The organism is Nocardia speluncae NBRC 108251 (assembly GCF_001613245.1).
Taxonomy (GTDB): Bacteria; Actinomycetota; Actinomycetes; order Mycobacteriales; family Mycobacteriaceae; genus Nocardia; species Nocardia speluncae.
Window position 1 is genome coordinate 54,040 of the sequence record NZ_BDBZ01000014.1, and the last position, 16,422, is coordinate 70,461.

At 65.9% G+C, this 16,422-nt stretch carries 21 protein-coding genes; 8 read left to right on the plus strand and 13 right to left on the minus strand.

The features are described from left to right. Positions 1 to 24: 24 nt before the first annotated feature. The 4 genes from NS6_RS35455 to NS6_RS15575 form a co-directional block, all read right to left on the minus strand. Positions 25 to 348 (minus strand): SRPBCC family protein, encoded by a 324-nt coding sequence (locus tag NS6_RS35455; RefSeq protein ID WP_210747123.1) that lies wholly within the window; start codon positions 346 to 348, stop codon positions 25 to 27. Positions 349 to 396: 48 nt separating this feature from the next. Next, on the minus strand, positions 397 to 600 hold the full coding sequence (locus NS6_RS35460) for an SRPBCC domain-containing protein (protein WP_210747122.1): 204 nt from the start codon (positions 598 to 600) through the stop codon (positions 397 to 399). 68 nt (positions 601 to 668) lie between these two features. Then, positions 669 to 974: a heavy-metal-associated domain-containing protein gene (locus NS6_RS36345; RefSeq protein ID WP_068042430.1), complete on the minus strand. Its 306-nt coding sequence runs from the start codon at positions 972 to 974 to the stop codon at positions 669 to 671. Continuing rightward, positions 971 to 1,402, minus strand: a complete 432-nt coding sequence (locus NS6_RS15575; RefSeq protein ID WP_068042432.1) for a nuclear transport factor 2 family protein — start codon at positions 1,400 to 1,402, stop codon at positions 971 to 973. Before NS6_RS15575 ends, NS6_RS36345 begins: the two co-directional genes overlap by 4 nt. An 88-nt stretch (positions 1,403 to 1,490) precedes the next feature. On the opposite strand from NS6_RS15575, the gene NS6_RS15580 reads away from it, so the two are divergent. The 4 genes from NS6_RS15580 (at position 1,491) to NS6_RS15595 (ending at position 4,523) form a co-directional block, all read left to right on the plus strand. Beyond that, positions 1,491 to 2,084: a TetR/AcrR family transcriptional regulator gene (locus NS6_RS15580; RefSeq protein ID WP_068042435.1), complete on the plus strand. Its 594-nt coding sequence runs from the start codon at positions 1,491 to 1,493 to the stop codon at positions 2,082 to 2,084. A gap of 251 nt (positions 2,085 to 2,335) precedes the next feature. Then, positions 2,336 to 3,061, plus strand: coding sequence for an HAD family hydrolase (locus NS6_RS15585; protein WP_307647723.1), 726 nt, complete (start codon positions 2,336 to 2,338; stop codon positions 3,059 to 3,061). Continuing rightward, on the plus strand, positions 3,033 to 3,917 hold the full coding sequence (locus NS6_RS15590; RefSeq protein WP_068042437.1) for a hypothetical protein: 885 nt from the start codon (positions 3,033 to 3,035) through the stop codon (positions 3,915 to 3,917). Before NS6_RS15585 ends, NS6_RS15590 begins: the two co-directional genes overlap by 29 nt. Before the next feature lie 93 nt (positions 3,918 to 4,010). Then, positions 4,011 to 4,523: an OsmC family protein gene (locus NS6_RS15595; protein ID WP_068042439.1), complete on the plus strand. Its 513-nt coding sequence runs from the start codon at positions 4,011 to 4,013 to the stop codon at positions 4,521 to 4,523. A 55-nt stretch (positions 4,524 to 4,578) separates the two neighbouring features. On the opposite strand, the gene NS6_RS15600 is transcribed toward NS6_RS15595, so the two are convergent. Then, a complete protein-coding gene (locus NS6_RS15600) occupies positions 4,579 to 5,451 on the minus strand; it encodes a sigma-70 family RNA polymerase sigma factor (RefSeq protein WP_068042441.1) in 873 nt (290 codons plus the stop codon). A gap of 165 nt (positions 5,452 to 5,616) precedes the next feature. On the opposite strand from NS6_RS15600, the gene NS6_RS15605 reads away from it, so the two are divergent. Continuing rightward, the gene (locus NS6_RS15605) at positions 5,617 to 6,054 is read left to right on the plus strand and encodes a DoxX family protein (RefSeq protein WP_068042443.1); all 438 of its coding nucleotides are present in this window, start codon (positions 5,617 to 5,619) and stop codon (positions 6,052 to 6,054) included. A 64-nt stretch (positions 6,055 to 6,118) separates the two neighbouring features. Here the strand turns inward: NS6_RS15605 and NS6_RS15610 are convergent, their stop codons facing one another. From NS6_RS15610 to NS6_RS15620, 3 genes are all read right to left on the minus strand, one after another. Continuing rightward, positions 6,119 to 6,367, minus strand: a complete 249-nt coding sequence (locus NS6_RS15610) for a hypothetical protein (protein ID WP_157112780.1) — start codon at positions 6,365 to 6,367, stop codon at positions 6,119 to 6,121. A 229-nt stretch (positions 6,368 to 6,596) separates the two neighbouring features. Beyond that, entirely contained in the window at positions 6,597 to 7,721 is a 1,125-nt protein-coding gene (locus NS6_RS15615; protein ID WP_084471085.1) for a helix-turn-helix domain-containing protein, read from the minus strand. Beyond that, positions 7,711 to 8,436 (minus strand): hypothetical protein, encoded by a 726-nt coding sequence (locus tag NS6_RS15620; RefSeq protein WP_157112781.1) that lies wholly within the window; start codon positions 8,434 to 8,436, stop codon positions 7,711 to 7,713. Before NS6_RS15620 ends, NS6_RS15615 begins: the two co-directional genes overlap by 11 nt. 247 nt (positions 8,437 to 8,683) lie before the next feature. On the opposite strand from NS6_RS15620, the gene NS6_RS33925 reads away from it, so the two are divergent. Then, a complete protein-coding gene (locus tag NS6_RS33925) occupies positions 8,684 to 9,256 on the plus strand; it encodes a TetR/AcrR family transcriptional regulator C-terminal domain-containing protein (protein ID WP_168443478.1) in 573 nt (190 codons plus the stop codon). Here NS6_RS33925 and NS6_RS15635 read toward each other — a convergent pair. The 5 genes from NS6_RS15635 to NS6_RS15655 all read right to left on the minus strand — a co-directional run bounded on the left by NS6_RS15635 (position 9,220) and on the right by NS6_RS15655 (position 14,285). Continuing rightward, positions 9,220 to 9,900, minus strand: a complete 681-nt coding sequence (locus NS6_RS15635) for a response regulator transcription factor (protein WP_068042452.1) — start codon at positions 9,898 to 9,900, stop codon at positions 9,220 to 9,222. The two genes, NS6_RS33925 and NS6_RS15635, sit on opposite strands and share 37 nt — an antisense overlap. Next, on the minus strand, positions 9,897 to 11,081 hold the full coding sequence (locus tag NS6_RS15640; protein ID WP_068042454.1) for a sensor histidine kinase: 1,185 nt from the start codon (positions 11,079 to 11,081) through the stop codon (positions 9,897 to 9,899). Before NS6_RS15640 ends, NS6_RS15635 begins: the two co-directional genes overlap by 4 nt. Positions 11,082 to 11,086: 5 nt before the next feature. Further along, on the minus strand, positions 11,087 to 11,965 hold the full coding sequence (locus NS6_RS15645) for a CPBP family intramembrane glutamic endopeptidase (RefSeq protein WP_068042455.1): 879 nt from the start codon (positions 11,963 to 11,965) through the stop codon (positions 11,087 to 11,089). A 192-nt stretch (positions 11,966 to 12,157) separates the two neighbouring features. Beyond that, entirely contained in the window at positions 12,158 to 12,724 is a 567-nt protein-coding gene (locus NS6_RS15650) for a TetR/AcrR family transcriptional regulator (protein WP_068042457.1), read from the minus strand. A gap of 10 nt (positions 12,725 to 12,734) precedes the next feature. Further along, positions 12,735 to 14,285, minus strand: coding sequence for an MFS transporter (locus NS6_RS15655; protein WP_068042459.1), 1,551 nt, complete (start codon positions 14,283 to 14,285; stop codon positions 12,735 to 12,737). Between the two features lie 381 nt (positions 14,286 to 14,666). Here NS6_RS15655 and NS6_RS15660 point away from each other — a divergent pair, with 381 nt between their 5' ends. Beyond that, on the plus strand, positions 14,667 to 15,350 hold the full coding sequence (locus NS6_RS15660) for a TetR/AcrR family transcriptional regulator (RefSeq protein WP_068042461.1): 684 nt from the start codon (positions 14,667 to 14,669) through the stop codon (positions 15,348 to 15,350). Beyond that, positions 15,347 to 16,240, plus strand: coding sequence for an alpha/beta fold hydrolase (locus NS6_RS15665; RefSeq protein ID WP_068042462.1), 894 nt, complete (start codon positions 15,347 to 15,349; stop codon positions 16,238 to 16,240). The genes NS6_RS15660 and NS6_RS15665 overlap by 4 nt, the downstream gene beginning before the upstream one ends. Positions 16,241 to 16,422: the final 182 nt, after the last annotated feature.

Below are 16,422 nucleotides of genomic sequence, written 5' to 3' on the forward strand. Positions count from 1 at the left end.
GGCGCGCACTCCTCGGAGGGGATGTCAGGCCGGATCGGCCGAGCAGAACTCGGTAGTGGCCTCGACCGCTGCCGCGACTTGTCCCGGTTCGCCACCGGCCACCAGATGAGCCTCACCCCAGGATGCAGCGCTGCGCCGGATGAATTCGCGCCCTTCGGACGACTTCTGGAGCTCCTCGTGGCCGATGCTCTTGCTGCCGGCCAACATCCGAGCCAGGGCGAGGAGATACAGGTCCCAGCCGACACCGCCCGCGCCGGGGCCGTAGACCGGGAAGAGAGGATCCTCGACGACCGCAGCGTGGACCAGCTCGAATTCGGTATCGCCGGCCGGGCCCGGGGTCAGGCGCACTTCCACCTCGCTCGTGCCGGGCCGGGCGTCGGCGTCCGGCCCGTAGAGTCAGGACAGCTTCAGCATTCGCGGCGGCTCGCAGCCGAGGATCTGACCGCGCTCACCACTGCCCAACTCGAACTTGCCGCCGAGCCGCAGATCGCCGGTGACCGGTTGCAGCCAGCGACGCAGCCGCGCGGGCCTGGTAATGGCGTCCCAAAGGTCCTCGATCTGAGCATCGTATCGACGGCGCACCTCGGGTGTACGCCTCACCGGCGGGCGCGCTGCTTTTACCCATTGTGCGGCGCGCGGCCGCCAATTCGTCCAATACGTCTTTCATGTCAGGAGCCCTTCGCTGATGGATGGGTCTGGTCCGCATCGATGCCGGGCTCGGTCGGCCGGGTGGGCTCCCCACCAGCCTCGTCGTCTTTCGCGGAGCGTGCGCTGGTGAGTTCGTAGCCCGCCTCCTCGACTGCCGCACGGACATCGGCGATGTGGAGTGCGACCTCGCTGCGCACTGAGACCTGGCCGCTGTCGAGGTCCACTGCGACCCCGGTCACGCCAGGGATGCGCTCGATCTCCTCGGTGACGAACGATGCGCAGTGCTGACACGTCATGCCGTTTACGTGGTATTTGCTCGTGGTCATGATGGTGCCGCCTCGGCGGATTGTGTGCCGGAGTCGGCGTTGTCCTCGGGTACGTCTCGGAAGAAGATCTGCTGCCGCCGTATCCGCCCATCGGGGGCGAACTCCGCGAAAACGCCGGACTCGATCGTCAGGTCTTTGCCGCGGATGTGGACATACATCGTGTAGTGAGCGGCTAGGCGATTGCCGTCGGCGATCGCCTCGTGCACCTCCACCCGGCTGGTGGGCTTGTTCTTGCGTAGCGGCCGGACGTGCGCGATCAACTTCTCGCGGTCCATCTGGTGGCCGTCGAAGTGCTGGACGATATCCGGGGTGTAGTAGCGGTCGACTACTGCCGCGGGGTCGTCGTCGCCATGGGCGATCTCGTCGTTGAAGGAGCAGATGAAGTCGGCAATGAACTCCTTGGGGTTTCTGTCGTTGATGGTCACCATGGTGCTCCCGTCGGTCGGTGCCTGAAACTCGAATCTCTGACAATATGTAAGATATCTGTACGTTGGTAACTTTGACAAGGTGTATGAGATGACTCGGTCCCAGGCACGCAAGCAGAGAGTCGACGCACGACGCAGCGCAGCGTCGATCGTGGGCGCAGCCGTGCAGGTGCTCGATGACGATCCCGAGGCCAGCATGGAAGCGATCGCGCGTGCCGCCGGTGTCACCCGGCAAACGGTCTACGCTCACTTCCCATCGCGAGAGCAGCTCCTGCGAGCGCTACTCGACCACCTCACTGCCGAAGCCGTCGCCGAGATCGACGCCGCAGACATCGATTCCGGTCCGGCCGTCGATGCGCTCTTCCGACTGCTGAAGGCCAGCGATCGCTCCACAGGTCGCTACCCTGTCCTGCTGCAAACGCTGAGCGCGATGCGTCTGGACGAGAGCGATGATGCCCAACTCCACGCCCCTGTAGCCAAGCGTCTCAGGCGTATTCTTCGACGCGGCCAGGAAGCCGGAGAGTTCGACGCACAGCTGTCGACCGACTGGTTGATCGCTGCCACAATCAATCTCGGTCACGCCGCTGGTGAATCGGTCGGTGCCGGCCACCTGTCGAAAGCCGAAGCAGACGATGCTTTGCGAACCAGTTTGCTCCGGATCTTGGCCCCGGGACCGACCGAGTAACCAAGCGACACCCCCAGAGCGGGCCGTCCAGCCGTCGTCAAGAACATCCTGCCCCGCAACATGCAGGTGTTCCGGCCGGAATCGTTGCTTCCGAGAACCGAGGCCGGGTATTCCGCAGTGGACTTGACCTGCCACCTTCCGACGGCGACGCGGAGTCCTTTCACACTGATCGTGCTGCGTAGCGCTGCCCGGCACAGCTTGTGCTCGAGGCCGCTCACGGTTTACCTGATCGACGGGGCAAGCAACTGGAAGTGGAGGTCTCGAGCGTGGAAATGATCCGGGCGGTGGTTTTCGATGTGGGGGAGACATTGGTCGACGAGAGTCGCGAGTACGGGAACTGGGCTGATTGGCTCGGCGTGCCTCGCCATACCTTCGCAGCGGTGTTGGGTTCTGTTATTTCGCAGGGGCTCGGCTACCGGGAGACGCTGCAAGTGTTCGCGCCCGGGGCCGACCTGAGTCGGGAACGGCAGAAGCGGATCGATGCCGGGGCTGGGGAGTGGGTCGGCGAATCCGATCTCTATCCGGACGTGCGGTCGGGCTTGGCCGGGCTGCGGGAACTGGGAGTCGTGGTCGGTATCGCCGGGAATCAGACCGCGCGTGCCGGGCAGAGTCTGCGCGCGCTGGATCTGCCCGCGGACTTCCTCGTTACCTCGGAGGACTGGGGTGTACAGAAACCGGCTTCCGAGTTCTTCGATCGAGTGATCGAGGCGTCGGGGGCTGCGGCAGGTGAGATCGTGTACGTCGGTGATCGGGTCGACAACGATCTGGCGCCGGCCAAGCGGAGCGGCTTACGGACTGCCTTCGTGAAACGTGGTCCGTGGGGGTGGATACATCGGGACAAAACCGAGGTGGCGGAGCTGTCCGATTGGCAGATCGACAGTCTTCAGGAGCTGGTCGGGATCGTTGCTTCGGTGAACTGCTATTCGGATAACGAGGCGCGGAGAACGGATGATCTCGAAGAGTTGGGTCGAGCATGATGGTGCTGTGAACCTGTGGGCGACGGTGGATCGCGGGACCCGGCGGTATTGGAAGACGTTCGGCCGGCGGGTCGATCTGGACGGAAGGCATTCCTGGCTGCGGGCGCCGGTATTGTCCGACGTCGGTGGGACAGTGGGGGACAACTGGTTGCCGGCCCAGGCCGAGCGGGTCGGTGGGCGGATCGATAAGGAGCCGGCGGCGGGGTTGCTGCCCGATATCGGGATGCTTGCAGGTGTGGGGTTCGATCCGGATCGGTTGCATCCGGATGTCCGGGATTTCTATGAGCGCACCGGGTTGTGGCGGATGGAAGCCTGGGTGCAGTGGGCGCCGGTGTTCGCCGTGGGCGGGTGGTTCGTCACGAGGTTCTTCGGGCGTCGGGTGGGGCAGTTGGCGTTGCCGATCCGGTCGCTGGATACCGCGCGCGGGATCGACAGCCGGGTCGAGCGGGTGGTCGGCGCGGACGGTGGGTATCGCGGTGCGGCGTGGTTGCGGACGTCCCGGGCCACGGGCGAGTACGTCTACAGCGGCTTCTATCGCGTCTCGCAGCTGCCCGGGTCCGACCGGCCGAGCGTGCATGTGTCGTTTCCGCTGCCGTTGGGGAATGTGCAGGTCTTTCTCCGGCCGGAGGTCGAGGAGAGTGGGGCGTTGCGGCTGGTATCGCCGCCGGGTGGGTTCGGGGCCGACGGCGCCTATGTCACGGTGGTCGAGGGTGATCAGTGCTGGGCGGCGCGGATTCCGATTCATGAGGAGTTCCATGTGTTCTCCGACGGTGCGAATCTACTGCGCACCGACCACACGCTGGCGCTCGGTCGCGCGACTGCGCTTCGACTTCACTATTTGCTCTTGCGTGATTGAACCCGGTGTCCGGCGCCGTACCGGAATCGTCGATTCGCCTCAGCGTGAGCACAACTCTGGCCTCTGTTCCAGCCGGAACTTAGCGTCACAGCTATGACGGCCGGTACTTCCTCGCTCAACGATATCTCTGCCGCCACTGCCGACGCGGTGGCGCAGGATCCGGCGAATGCCGCGGTGGTATTCCGCGCATCGGGGATTCCGCAGGGCACCGTGGGTAGTGCGATCACTGCTGGTGCTCATGGGTTGCGGGTGGATGAACCGCCGGCGCTCGGTGGTGAGGGCACCGCGCCGAATCCGGTGGAGGTGTATCTCGGTGCGTTGATCTCGTGCCAGGTCGTCACTTACCGGTTCTGGGCGCAGCGGTTGGGGATCGTGGTCGAGGATCTGTCGATCGAAGCCGAAGGGGATCTGGATATTCGTGGGTTCTTCGGTCTCGACGACCGGGTTCGTGCCGGGTTTCAGGCGGTGCGGGTCCGGGTGAAGATCACCGGGCCCGAGACCGCGCAGCGGTATGCGGAACTACAGGCCGCCGTCGATGCCCACTGCCCGGTCCTGGACCTCACCACCGGCGCGACACTGGTCGAGACCACACTCGAAACAGCCTGACTTCAAGGGCCTCGCGGTCCCCGACCCTGGTGCGGGCCATCGGTATCGGGCCGATTCAGTGGTCGCTCAGGTTCAAGACGTCGATCCGCTCCGGATCGCCGATCATCTCGATACCGGTGATCCTTCCGTGCCGGACGGTGAAGACGAAGACGAATCGCGGCCGGCCCTCGACCCTCCAGACCGCACCCGGTTCTCGATCGATCAGGATCGGCCGGACGCCGCGGGCACGGCCGTCGAAGGTCCGGGCCACGGAATCGGAGCCGACCACTTCGGCTGCCGCACCGGCCGCTACGACAGTAGCGTCCGCTCGCAACACCACATCGGGGTCGAGGAGTTCGAGCAGGGCTGCGAACCGGCCCGTGCGGGCGGCAGACAGAAATGCGTCGACGATCTCACTGCGCGCCGTGACGTCGATCGTCGAGGGCTGATCGATTCCCTGGACCCGGCGTCGCGCGCGGCTGGCGAGTTGACGGGTCGCAGCGCTGGAGCGGCCGATGATTGCGGCGATCTCGTCGAACGGCACAGCGAACATATCGTGCAGGACGAACGCGAGTCGCTCGGCCGGAGACAAGGTGTCCAAAACGACCATCAGCGCCGACCCGACCGAATCGGCCATCACAGTTTCCTGCTCGGGCGACATCATGGCGGCGCGCTCCGCGCTGTCGTCGGCCGCTTCCGTTCCGTAGAGGTCCTCGCGGCGGCCTTTCCGGCGCTGGAGCACGTTCAGTGACACTCGCGAAACCACGGTGGTGAGCCATCCGGTCAAGTTGTCGACATCGGAGACGTCGGCCCGGCTGCTCAGCCGTATCCAGGTTTCCTGCACCGCATCCTCGGCGTCGGCGGCCGATCCCAGCATCCGGTACGCCACGGTGCGCAGGTGAGCCCGGTTGTCTTCGAACTCCCGGACCAGCCACTCGGTGTAGTCCATCCGCCACCTTCTTCTCGAGAGATCCGTCGGTAGGTATGACCGCCCACATCCCGCCGATGTGACACAGCGGGACAGATCGAGGTGTCACATTCGCCGGATTCGGACTGTCAGACATGCAGCGGGAAGGTCGCGTGCCCGCGTCCATGCTCCTACCGGAGGAACGAAATGTCTGAACATCGCACTGTCCCGAACTGGTTGCGCACTGGGTTCTACTGGTTGTTGGCCGCCGAATTCTTCATGGGGTTCGCCACCAAATTCTGGCCCGGGGAGACATTCTTCGGGCCCGCCTACTCCGAGAAATTCGCGGATTGGGGTTTCGACCCGAATATGCGGTACGTAGTCGGGGCGATCGAGCTGGTCTGCGCGATCCTACTGGTCCTGCCCCGGAGAGAGGCCAGATTCCTGGGTGCCGCGGGTCTGGTACTGGTGCTGACCGGCGCGGTGACTACGCACGTCATCGATGACGGGCCCGTCTACCAAGAGGTATCGGCTCCCTTGCATCTGGCAATCATGTTGTGTGTCGCGGCGGTGAACTGGCCGGCCGATGTGCGGGACCTCGTCCGGTGGCGACCCGCCACTTCGGGGCCCACGACTATCGGGTGAATCAGGCCCCGGAAACAGGGAGCGGTGGTGCGACATGATGTGCCGCACCGCCGCAGCCGCGAAATCAGTTCGCCTGGCAGACGAACATCCATTCGGTGCCGTAGTGGGCGGCGGATTCCTCATCGAGGTGCACCCACTCGTAGTGACCCGCGACGCCACCACCGGCGGTGCACGGGTCGCCGACCTTCTTGCCGTCCGGCGGCGGAGGCGGGCCGGGCTCCTGTTGCGCGCCCGGCAGTCCGGGCAGGTCGGCGCTACCGGAAGGGATCGCGGCGGCGGTAGCCCCTGATAAACCCATGACTGCCAGGGACATTGCCGCAATCATGCAGGCCTTCTTCATGAATGTGTCTCCACTCGACGTTCGTGCGGGGGCGGCCCTGAGACCGGTTGGTCGCCAGGATCGGCCGGAACACGCCGCCTGCGTCCGAACCGGCCGGTCGTAGGAGCCGGTGCCATGGTAGTGGCGGCGCAGGAGTCTTGCGAACTGGTGTACTCACGCCACGACGCACCCTTCTCCGCCGGACCACCTGCGCGAGCGTCCATCACGGTACGAGGGTGAGCTGAGGCTTGGGCTCTGCCTCGCCGAGTACTCGAAGCAGGTAGTCCGGTGCCCAATGCAATTTCTCCGCGAGTTCGCTGCACCCGTTCACGCCGAGGAGCGTGAATGCTTCCCTCAGTAACGCGGGGGCTTCGCCGGGATAGTGGGTCAGCTTTTCGCACTGAGATCCGGTCGTCGGGATCCGGTGCCGGCGGGCAGATCCGTCCGGGTCGGCCTCGTCCAGTCGATTGATCACGGCCGACAGCGGGACTCCCCATTGCTCGACCATGCGAATCAGTGCAGGCTGTCGAATGCTTGCTGGCAGTAGCGGTGCGATCTCGGCTTGCGGGAGGAGGAATTCGAGGGCGAAGCGGTGTGCCTCGTGCACTTGACCGTGGTCGCCTGGAATCGGATTCGGGTGCAGCAGAAGGTGCGCGAGTTCGAGGGCGCAGGACAAGCGGAAATCGTAGACGGATGTGGTTTCGACAGGAGGGACGACGACGAGAGGCCGGCCTCTTCCTTCGGTGGAGTAGGTGCCCACTCGCCGCAGGGTCCTGTCGGCGGCGGGGACCGCGCAGAGGACTATGCCGTGCGACTCCATGGTCGCCCCCAGATGCGCTACCGGCCCCCGCGGCAGACCCCAATGCTCGCGCAGCCCTCGGGCTGCTTCGGCAGGTGTGGCGCAGGTATCGACGGCTGGCAGGTCCGGCGCCGGCAGCTTGATGCGGCGATCCAGTTCGTACACCAGCTCCCACAACTGCTCAGCGTGGGCGGCCGCTTTGGCTCGGTCGGTCACCGATGTGGTACGCAGTCGGGAGAAATGGATATCCGCCTTGTCGATCCGGGCGAGCGGGCGGCCGTTGCAGAAATAGTTGACCGGAACCTGCAGTATCGATGCCAGTTTCGCTATGGCCTCGTCCGGTTGGGCGGCGCCTGACTCGAACCCTCGGACAGCGATGGTGCTGAGCCCGGCGCGCTCGGCCAATGCGGCTGAATCGAGCTCGGCGAGAACTCTGGCGCGGGTGATACGTGCAGGTTCGAACCAGATTCCGGTGGTGTCGACCGAAGGTCTGGAAGCGGCAACACGAAGGTTCGGCGTGGGCCGACTGCGGTGTGGGTCATCGGTCACCTTGCGTGTCTACCGCATCGTCTCCGCCGTGGGACAGTCTCCGAGGAATCTCATCGCTGGTGAAGGTCCGGTTCGGTGATGTGGAGACAGGCCCGGGGTGGTAGGCGGCCAACAGGACTTCGTGGAATTCGCCCCATTCGAGCCGGCGATCGCCGGTCGACACTGCCAGCCCCCACTCCACCGAGTTCAGCTCCTCCACGGAACTGTTGATGGCGACAAGAACGAGACCGTGGGAGGCTGCGTCCGGGTGGCTGGTGATGCCGGAGATCCTGTCGGTCAGCTCTGAATTGTTACTGATCGAGATGGGATCCGGCGGGATGACATCGAAGTCGAACGTTCCCTGGACCGGTTGCCGGTGCAACTCAGGGAGCTCGGTGCGAGCGACGGAGGTACTGAATGGGATGTCCTCCATGCGTTTGTCGGGGTTCCGGGCGAATCTCCACGGGAAGACTGCGATTCCGTTGATGACCGGCACCGAGTACTTGGCACCACCGGGGCTGATCAGGGTTGCGCCGGCGAGCTTGCCGAAGCATTCGAACCGTTCGAGCACCCCGGAGTAGAAGAGGCCGTAGGCCCTGGTGGCCTTCTGCTGCGAGGTCCGTTGCGACTCGACGGAAGCAGCATGGACTTCCTTGACCACCTGCGGTATCAGCTCTCGAAGGGTAGGGCCATGGGTCCCGAGAATCCGTCGCGCCCAATCCTGGCTCTCGTCCATCCGTGCCTCCTCGGACGACTGCTGATTTATTCCAGTATGCGTGAAGAGTTGGTGCGACATGTGACGTATTGACTTGCTCCACAATATATTTCGACATCTGTGTCGCCGCGGTGAGACAAAGGACGGTTAGAGGGCGATGCCGAGGGCGCCGAAATGGCCGATCAAGGGTGGGGCCGGTGCGATGGGGTTTCTGAGGGCACGGTCAGGCGTTCGATCGGGGTCCGGTTCGCCGCCACAGTTTCGAAACATGCCCGGGTGCACTGCCCGACAGCTCGTAATCCGGGAGTGCAATGGCCCCGGTCGCGGTGAGCTGCTGGGGACGGATCCCGACCTGCAGGCCCAACTCGACCAGCGGTATGAGTGGACCCTGATCTCCCGGCACCCCTGGGTCTTACGGGTAGTCACCACATTTCCTCCGGTGACTGCGCCCGCGCTACTCGCCGATGTCGAACGTGTCTTTGCCGCGCTGGTCACCGCCGGCCTCGCGCCGATCCAGGCTTACCGCTCATTCCAGAGCGTCACCGGGCTTGTCGAAGGACTTGCCGCATTGCGGACGAGTATCTCGGAGGCCGACGGCAAGGGCATTACGAGCCGGTGGAGGACCCTGGAAATCCCGGCGATCCTCGAGCGACTCGGACCGAAGGAACATCCGGTCCAGTCCGCGCTCCTCGAATCCCTCGACGAGGCGATGGATGCGGACTCGATGGTCGAATTCGGTCTTGCGCGATTGCTCGACGGAATCGAGCAAGTGGTCGAACAGGGTCGCGGCGAGGACTGGCCGGGTCAGTGCGCCGGGGATTGTCCGAGCGAACGGAGATAGATGAGGGTTGCTTGGACTCGGCGATCACCATCGCGAAGGGGGAGCTTCGCGAAGATGGCGCCGATGTGTTTGCGTACCGCGGCTTCCGAAACGGTCAAGACCTCGGCGATCCCGGAATTCGTGCGCCCCTCCGCTACCAGCGCGAGCACTTCCCGCTCCCGGGCGGTGAGGCCGGCCAGGGGCGTGTGGTGCCGGCCGGATTTGACGAGAGCCCGGACGACCTCGGGATCGACGATTGTCTCACCGGCGGCGATCCGGGCCACGGTGTCGAGAAATTGCCGGACATGACCGACGCGTTCCTTCAAGAGGTAGCCCACACCGGCGGTCGAGTCGTCACCGAGGAGATCATCCAGGTAGGCAACCGAAACATACTGTGACAGGACAACTATCGGTAGCCGAGGGTCACGGCGCCGTAGATCGGCGGCGGCGCGGAGCCCGTCGTCGGTGCCGTTCGGCGGCATCCGGACATCGGTGATCACCAGGTCGGGCAGGTAGGCCGCGCAGGCGTGGACGAGCCCGGGCGCGTCACCGACCGCGGCACTCACCTCGTGCCCGGCCGAGGTGAGCACGGTTTCCAGTCCTGCCCGCAGTAGGGGACTGTCCTCGGCCAGCACGATCCGCAGCCGGGCGGGAGGGTTTGTCACACTGCGCACTCCATCCGAATGGTCGTCGGGCCGCCGGGCGGGCTGGTCACCGTGAGCTGTCCGTCCAGGGCCGCGAGACGGCGTTGCAACCGGTCGAGGCCGTGACCGTCGACGATATGCGCACCACCCGGGCCGTTGTCGCTGACGATCAGTATCCACCGCGAACCGGTGCGGGTGCCGTGCACATCGACCCGGGCGTCCTCGGTGTGCCGGGCGACATTGGTGAGGCATTCGGCGACGAGGACATAGGACATGTGCTCGACCGCGGGTGGCAGGCGGTTGTTGTCGAGGTCGATGTCGATATCCAGCGGCAGGTCTGCGGCGAGGTCGGTCAGGGCCGGTGCGAGTCCGCGTTCGGACAGCACCCGAGGGGAGAAACCGCGCAGGACGGCCCGTAGTTCGCCCAAGGTTTCGTCGACCTGCCGGTGGGCCTCGGCAGCGAGACGGCCGGCGGGGCCGTTCGTATCCTGCGCTTCGGTCAGCCCCAAGTTCATCGACAGCGCGACCAGGCGGTGCTGGACACGATCGTGCAGTTCGGATTCGAGGAGTTCACGTTCGAAACCCTCCGCTTCCAGCAGGGCCGAGCGGGAGCCTTCGATCCGCACGGCTTCGTGGCGCCAACGGTCGGAATCGGGGGTGAGCAGACTCCGGGCGAGCAGCGCCTCGAGCGCCGACCAGGCGCCGATGAGAATGAGCAGTACGAGCATGGCGAGCACGCCCACTCCCGCGGTGATCCAGGCCGCAGAACTGTTGTCGATCACCCAGGGGCCGAAGTCGAAGTAATCGTCCCGGACGATGAACGGCGCAACGAACAGGACCGCGGCGACGGCGAAGCCCAGCGCGGCCAGGCAGAACACCGCACCGCCGGACACTGCGGTGGCGATGATATAGGTGACATGCCGGAGTGTGGGCAGACGATGCGCGGCACTCGCCTCCCGCACCCGGGAATCGGCACGGACGGCTGTATCGGGGTCGATCAGCCGGAGCCGCATGCAGTGCAGTCGCAGCATGGGCTCCCACAGGGCGGCCCGCAACGAACGGGTGAGACCGAGCAGTACGATCGGCACCAGACCGATCACTGTCAACGCCGACAGGACGCCGCCGCACACCACTGCGAGCAGCGCGCGCCACGGCCACGACGAGATCAAGAAGCGCGGACCTGTCCGGAGTGCGGATCCCATCGACGTCACCGCCCGGTCTTCGGGGTCGCGTTCCGCGGACCGCCGAGTCTCGTCGTTACGACGATCCACGCGACTACCGGCAAATACGCTGCGCACATCAGCAGGGTAATCGACGCGCCGGAGGGACCCGCGTTACCGACGAACAGCTCCAAGCCGAGCGCGACCACGAGATTGCTGCCGCCGTGCAGCAGCGCGGGCGGCCACACCGACCCGCTCCGCGCCCACAACCAGCCGATCAGGAACTCCAGTTCGATCGACAGCGGCAGCCACAACAGCATGGCGATGAACGCGTCGGCGGCCGAACCGCCCGAGCCCAGGTAGCCCACCCACGGCAGCGGCCAATGCCACACACCCCAGATCACGCCGGTCGCGAAGGTCGTGGCCACGGGGCGGCCGGGGAGGAGGCGATCGCGGAGATAGGTGGTCCAGCCGAACTCTTCACCGAAGAAGATCGGGGCCGCCAGCACCGGGATGATCGGGGCGAGCACCAGGAACAGCACGGTACCGGAACCGAAATCGTGCAGCGCGGGACGCCACATTCCCAGCAGTACCGCAAGCAAGAGCGCGGCGGCGAGCACGCCGATCGGCAGCAGCGCCGCGGTCAGATACGACCGCCACTGCGTCCCGAACCGCGGCCGCAGACCCGAATCGGCGAAACCTTCCCGGGTGATCCACCGGCGAGTGATGATCGCCGCGATTGCAGGGGTGAAAGCGCCGGTCAGCAATTGGACGCTGGGATTGTCGAGGGAGTATCCGGCCGCTGCGGCGATACCCCACGGAATCCATGCTCCCGCGAAAGCGAGCAGCAGGAACCAGAGGATGCCGCGCCGTCGAGTCAGGGTGCTGCGCCCGAACGGCTCCCGTTCGGTCAACGCTGTAGTCATTCCTTGATTACACGGTGGCAGCTGCGGGAAGTCGGTGGTGGACAGACCCGTTTCGTGGTCGCGTACGCGCTACCCCGCACGGTCCGGTTCGGGGGCGATATGGTCGGGAAGCGAACAGCCGTCGCCGGGGAGCAGCCGTGGGTGCTTCCGGTGAGTGGGCTGCTTACCGGCGCCCGCGACGCGTTCGGTGGACTACGGCCCCGGGCGCAGCAGCACGCCGTTGAGGAGTCCGCGGATATGTTCCGGGTCCACGCTCTGGTCGCCGAGCAGGATCGCCGCACACAATCCGTCGCAGAGCGCGACGAAAGCCTCCACGGCGTCGGGGTCGGCGGATTGTGCCCGGGCAAGTTCCGCGACGCCGGCGCGCCAGCTCCACGCCGCGGGACGTAACGCGGGCCGGCGAGCCGCCAAGGTGGAGAGTTCCCGTTCCGCGAGCGCGCGCTCACGGCCGGGACCTGCGGATTCGGCGATGATCCGGGCGAGTCCGTCCACCGGGTCGTCGGCGGTGTCGATGAGTTGGCGGATGCGTTGCGTGTAGGCGTCTGTGACGCTGGTCAGGGCGGCGACCAGCAGGTCGTCCAGGGTGGCGAAGTAGTAGAGAGTGAGGCTGGTGGTGATACCGGCTTCCTTGGCCACGGTTCGGTGGGTCACGCCGGCGGCGCCGTCGCGGTGCACGATCGTCAGTGTGGCCTCGATGATTTGAGCTCGGCGGCGCCGGCCGCGCAGCTTGCGGCCGTCGGCAGTGTCCTGCTCAGTCATCGTGTTCCTCTCACCGATCGTCGCTGCCCTGGGTCGAGGCTATCGGTTCCGTGCTGTGGCCGGTGGCGCCGATCGGTGCGAGATGGCGTAGCTGCCGCAAACATACGACGGCTGCACCGGCGACGGCGATGCCTGCGGCGATCGCGGCGATGTTGAGCCCGCCGGTGAACGCCTCCCGGGCGTGCCGAAGTGCTTCTACCGGTAGTTGTTCGGTGACCGATACTGCGCCGGGGAGGCTGTCGGTGTAGGACTCGGCCACGGCGGCGGGTGCGTCGGCCGGGGCTTGCGCCATGATCCGGTAGACCGCCGTGGTGAGGCTTCCCAGCAGCGCAACCCCTGCGGCGATCCCCAGTTCCTGCACTGTCTCCGACAGTGCTGCCGCCGAACCGGACCTTTCCGAGGGGGCCGCGCTCACGACGATTTCGGTGCCGAGAGCGGCGATGACACCCAGTCCGAGATAGACGAATCCGAAGCCTGCCACCACCGCGGGCACGCTGTTCGTTCCGGCGACGGCAAGCAGGGCGTACCCGATCAACGACAACGCCAGAGTGCCCGCCATGACGATTCCCGGCGAGACGCGACCGGCGAGCATCGGGGCACCGATCCCGCCGACGAGCATCGCCAGAGCAGGGGGCCCCATCCACAGTCCGGCCGCCGCCGGCGAGAGCCCGTCGACGAACTGCAGGTATTGGGTCACCAGGTACATCACCCCGCCGAAACCGGCCAAGCCGATCAGCAGGACGGACAGGGCAGCGGAGAAGCTCCGATCGGTGAAGAGCCTGATATCCAGCAGCGGCTCACGCAGGCGCAGTTGACGACGAACGAAGGCGATGGTCCCGGCACCGCCCAGCGCGGCAGCGGCCAGGACCTGGGCGTCGATACCGTGTGCGGCGGCGTGTTTGATCGCGAAGATGGCCGGAAGTAATGCGGCCAGCGACAGGGCGACGCTCCACAGATCGAGCCGGGAGGTGTCATTCCGGAACTCCGGCAGGAGGGCCGGCGCCGCCACCAGTGTCGCTACGCTGACCGGAACCGCAAGCAGAAAGACTGCACCCCACCAGAAGTGGGCGACCAGGATGCCACCCACAATGGGTCCCGCCGCCATTCCCAGCGCGAACATCGTGGCCCACAAACCGATCGCCGATGCCCGCTGCCGAGCGTCGGTGAACATGTTGCTGATCAGGGACAAGGTGGACGGCATCAGGGTCGCCCCGGCTACGCCGAGCAGCGCCCGTGCGGCGATGAGCCAGGGGGCACTTGTCGCGAACGCCGCTAACACCGAGGCTGCGCCGAATGCGGCCATACCGATCATCAGCAGGCGCCGGCGCCCGATCCGGTCGCCCAGCGTTCCCATCGTGATCAGGAAGCCTGCGATGAGGAATCCGTAGGCGTCCATGATCCACAACGTCTCCGTTGCGGTCGGTTGCAGGTCCGCGGCCAGGCTGGGGACAACCAGGTAGAGCGCCGTGACATCGAGACCCAGCAGCGCCGTCGGCAACATCAGCACCGCCAGGCCGGCCCACTGCCGCCACCCGGGGGCGGGCGCCCGTTGTGTGTCCATCTTCCACTCCGATCTAATTGAACGAACGTACTAGTTGTACCATCGTTCAAGAATATTCGTAAGGGGGTGGCAGGGCGCGTCGGGATGGGCCTCTGGGTGTCGAGTCGGGGCGCTACGCGTTTCCGGTGGACGACGCCACCTCCGGCGCGGTACTCGGCCGGCTCGCCCAGTGGCCTGCCGTCGACTATGGATCCGGCCCGGAGAACTGCAGGGATCGGCGGATCAATCGGTTGTCCGGCGGTCGCGGGGGTTTACGTCCGTGACCCCGCTGGTCACAGTTATGAACTCTTCACTGTCGCCCCCGATGCATCGGGTGAGGCGGGGGTTGCGGTATGGTAGTGACCAGAATTCACTAACTGGTCACTACGGAAGTGAAGCCTCATGCCACGCCCGCTCGTCCCCGATCGCCGGGGAAGGATCCTGACCGCGGCCGCCGAGCTGATCGTCGAATCCGGCTGGCCCGACACCACCGTCGCGCACATCGCGGAACGAGCCGGAATCGGCAAGGGTGCGGTCTACCGCGAGTTCGACGGCAAGGACGAAATCCTGGCCGCGGTGCTCAACCGCAGCATGCGGCGGATGACGGCGCAGGTGCACCGGCGAGTGATCGCCGCCGACAACCTGGTGGACCTGTCCGCCGTGTACCGGTTCGGCATGGAGGCGCTGCTGTCGGAGCCGCTGATGCGAGCGCTGTATCTGGGTGATGATTCGGTCCTCGGCGACCATGTTCGCGGGGTCGATGATCGACGCTATTCAGTCCGGATGGGCTGGCTCACCGACTACATCGAAAAGCTCCAGCAGGCGGGAGTGATTGCGGACGATATTGCGAGCGACAACATCACCCGCATGCTGAGTGTTTTCACCATCGGCCTGGTCAATGCGCCCGGCACCCTCGGTGCCGGAACCGCCGAGGGGCTGACCGACACGGTGGCGCTCTTCGCGCAACTGATGGGCGCCGGTCTGCGCGGCCCCGGGCCGGTGGATGCCCCCGCCGCTCGGCAGGCCCAGATCGCGCTGCTGGAACAGCTGTCGGATCAACTCAACCAACTCGAGGAGCCGGTATGATCTCCGCATTCGAACGCTGCACCGACCTGACGATCGGCGGTGGCCCCATCCGGCACTACCGATCCGGTGAACAAGGACCGCCCGTACTGTTGCTGCACGGCGGGATGATGGACACCGCCGAGGGGGTTTGGCGCGATATCGCACACCGGATGGCGGCGAAACACCAGGTGCACGCGATCGACCTCCCTCGGCACGGCGCCAGCAGGCCCTGGCCGGGCCGGCTGGACCGGCAGTTCTTCGATCGTTTCCTCGACGATCTCTTCGACCGTCTCGAATTGCCGCCCACGGCCATCGTCGGGTTGTCCCTCGGCGGGGGTATCGGAATCGGCTACGCGCTCCGCAATCCGGGCCGGGTCTCGGCGCTGATCGCGATCGGGCCCGGCGGGATCGGTGCGAAGCGGCGGGCCCAGTTCACCACCTGGGCGGTGATGAGAACACCGGGTCTGCTGAAACTCACCAGCAAGTATTTGGCCCGCAGCCCCGAAGCGGTCCGGCGGTCGATGATCACCAATCTGACTGCCGGTGCCGACACCCGCGACTTCGACGCCATCCTGGACCTGGTCCAAGCCGAAGCGCGGGCGAAGGCGCGGTTCGGCGAACCGGCGCTCGATGATTGGATGGTCGACGCCTATGGTCCTCGGCGGATGCGCTGGGACTATCTCACCGAACTCGACCGGCTCGCGGTGCCCAGCCTCTGGATCCGGGGCGAAAACGATCCACTTGTGGGACATCCGGAACTCGCCGCCGCCGCGGCGGCGGCACCCGGCGGCCGGTTCGCCGCGATTCCCGATGCGGGGCATATCGTCACCTACGATCAACCGGCCGAATTCTTTCGGCTGGCCGACGAATTCCTCGATTCGGCCGCCGGAGGGCGTGAGCGCACCGGATGAGTCGACGGTGAGCGAAGGCGGTTCGCTCAGTCGCCGACAACCATCGGGGCAGCGGACCATCACCGAGACCCCACTGTGCTGGGCGATGTAGGCGGCGTTGCCGGAGACCTCGACCGCGATACCTCGGCCGAGCCGCCGGAGGGGACGTCGGCAAACGAGATCGGCGGAGCGTGTACGGACTT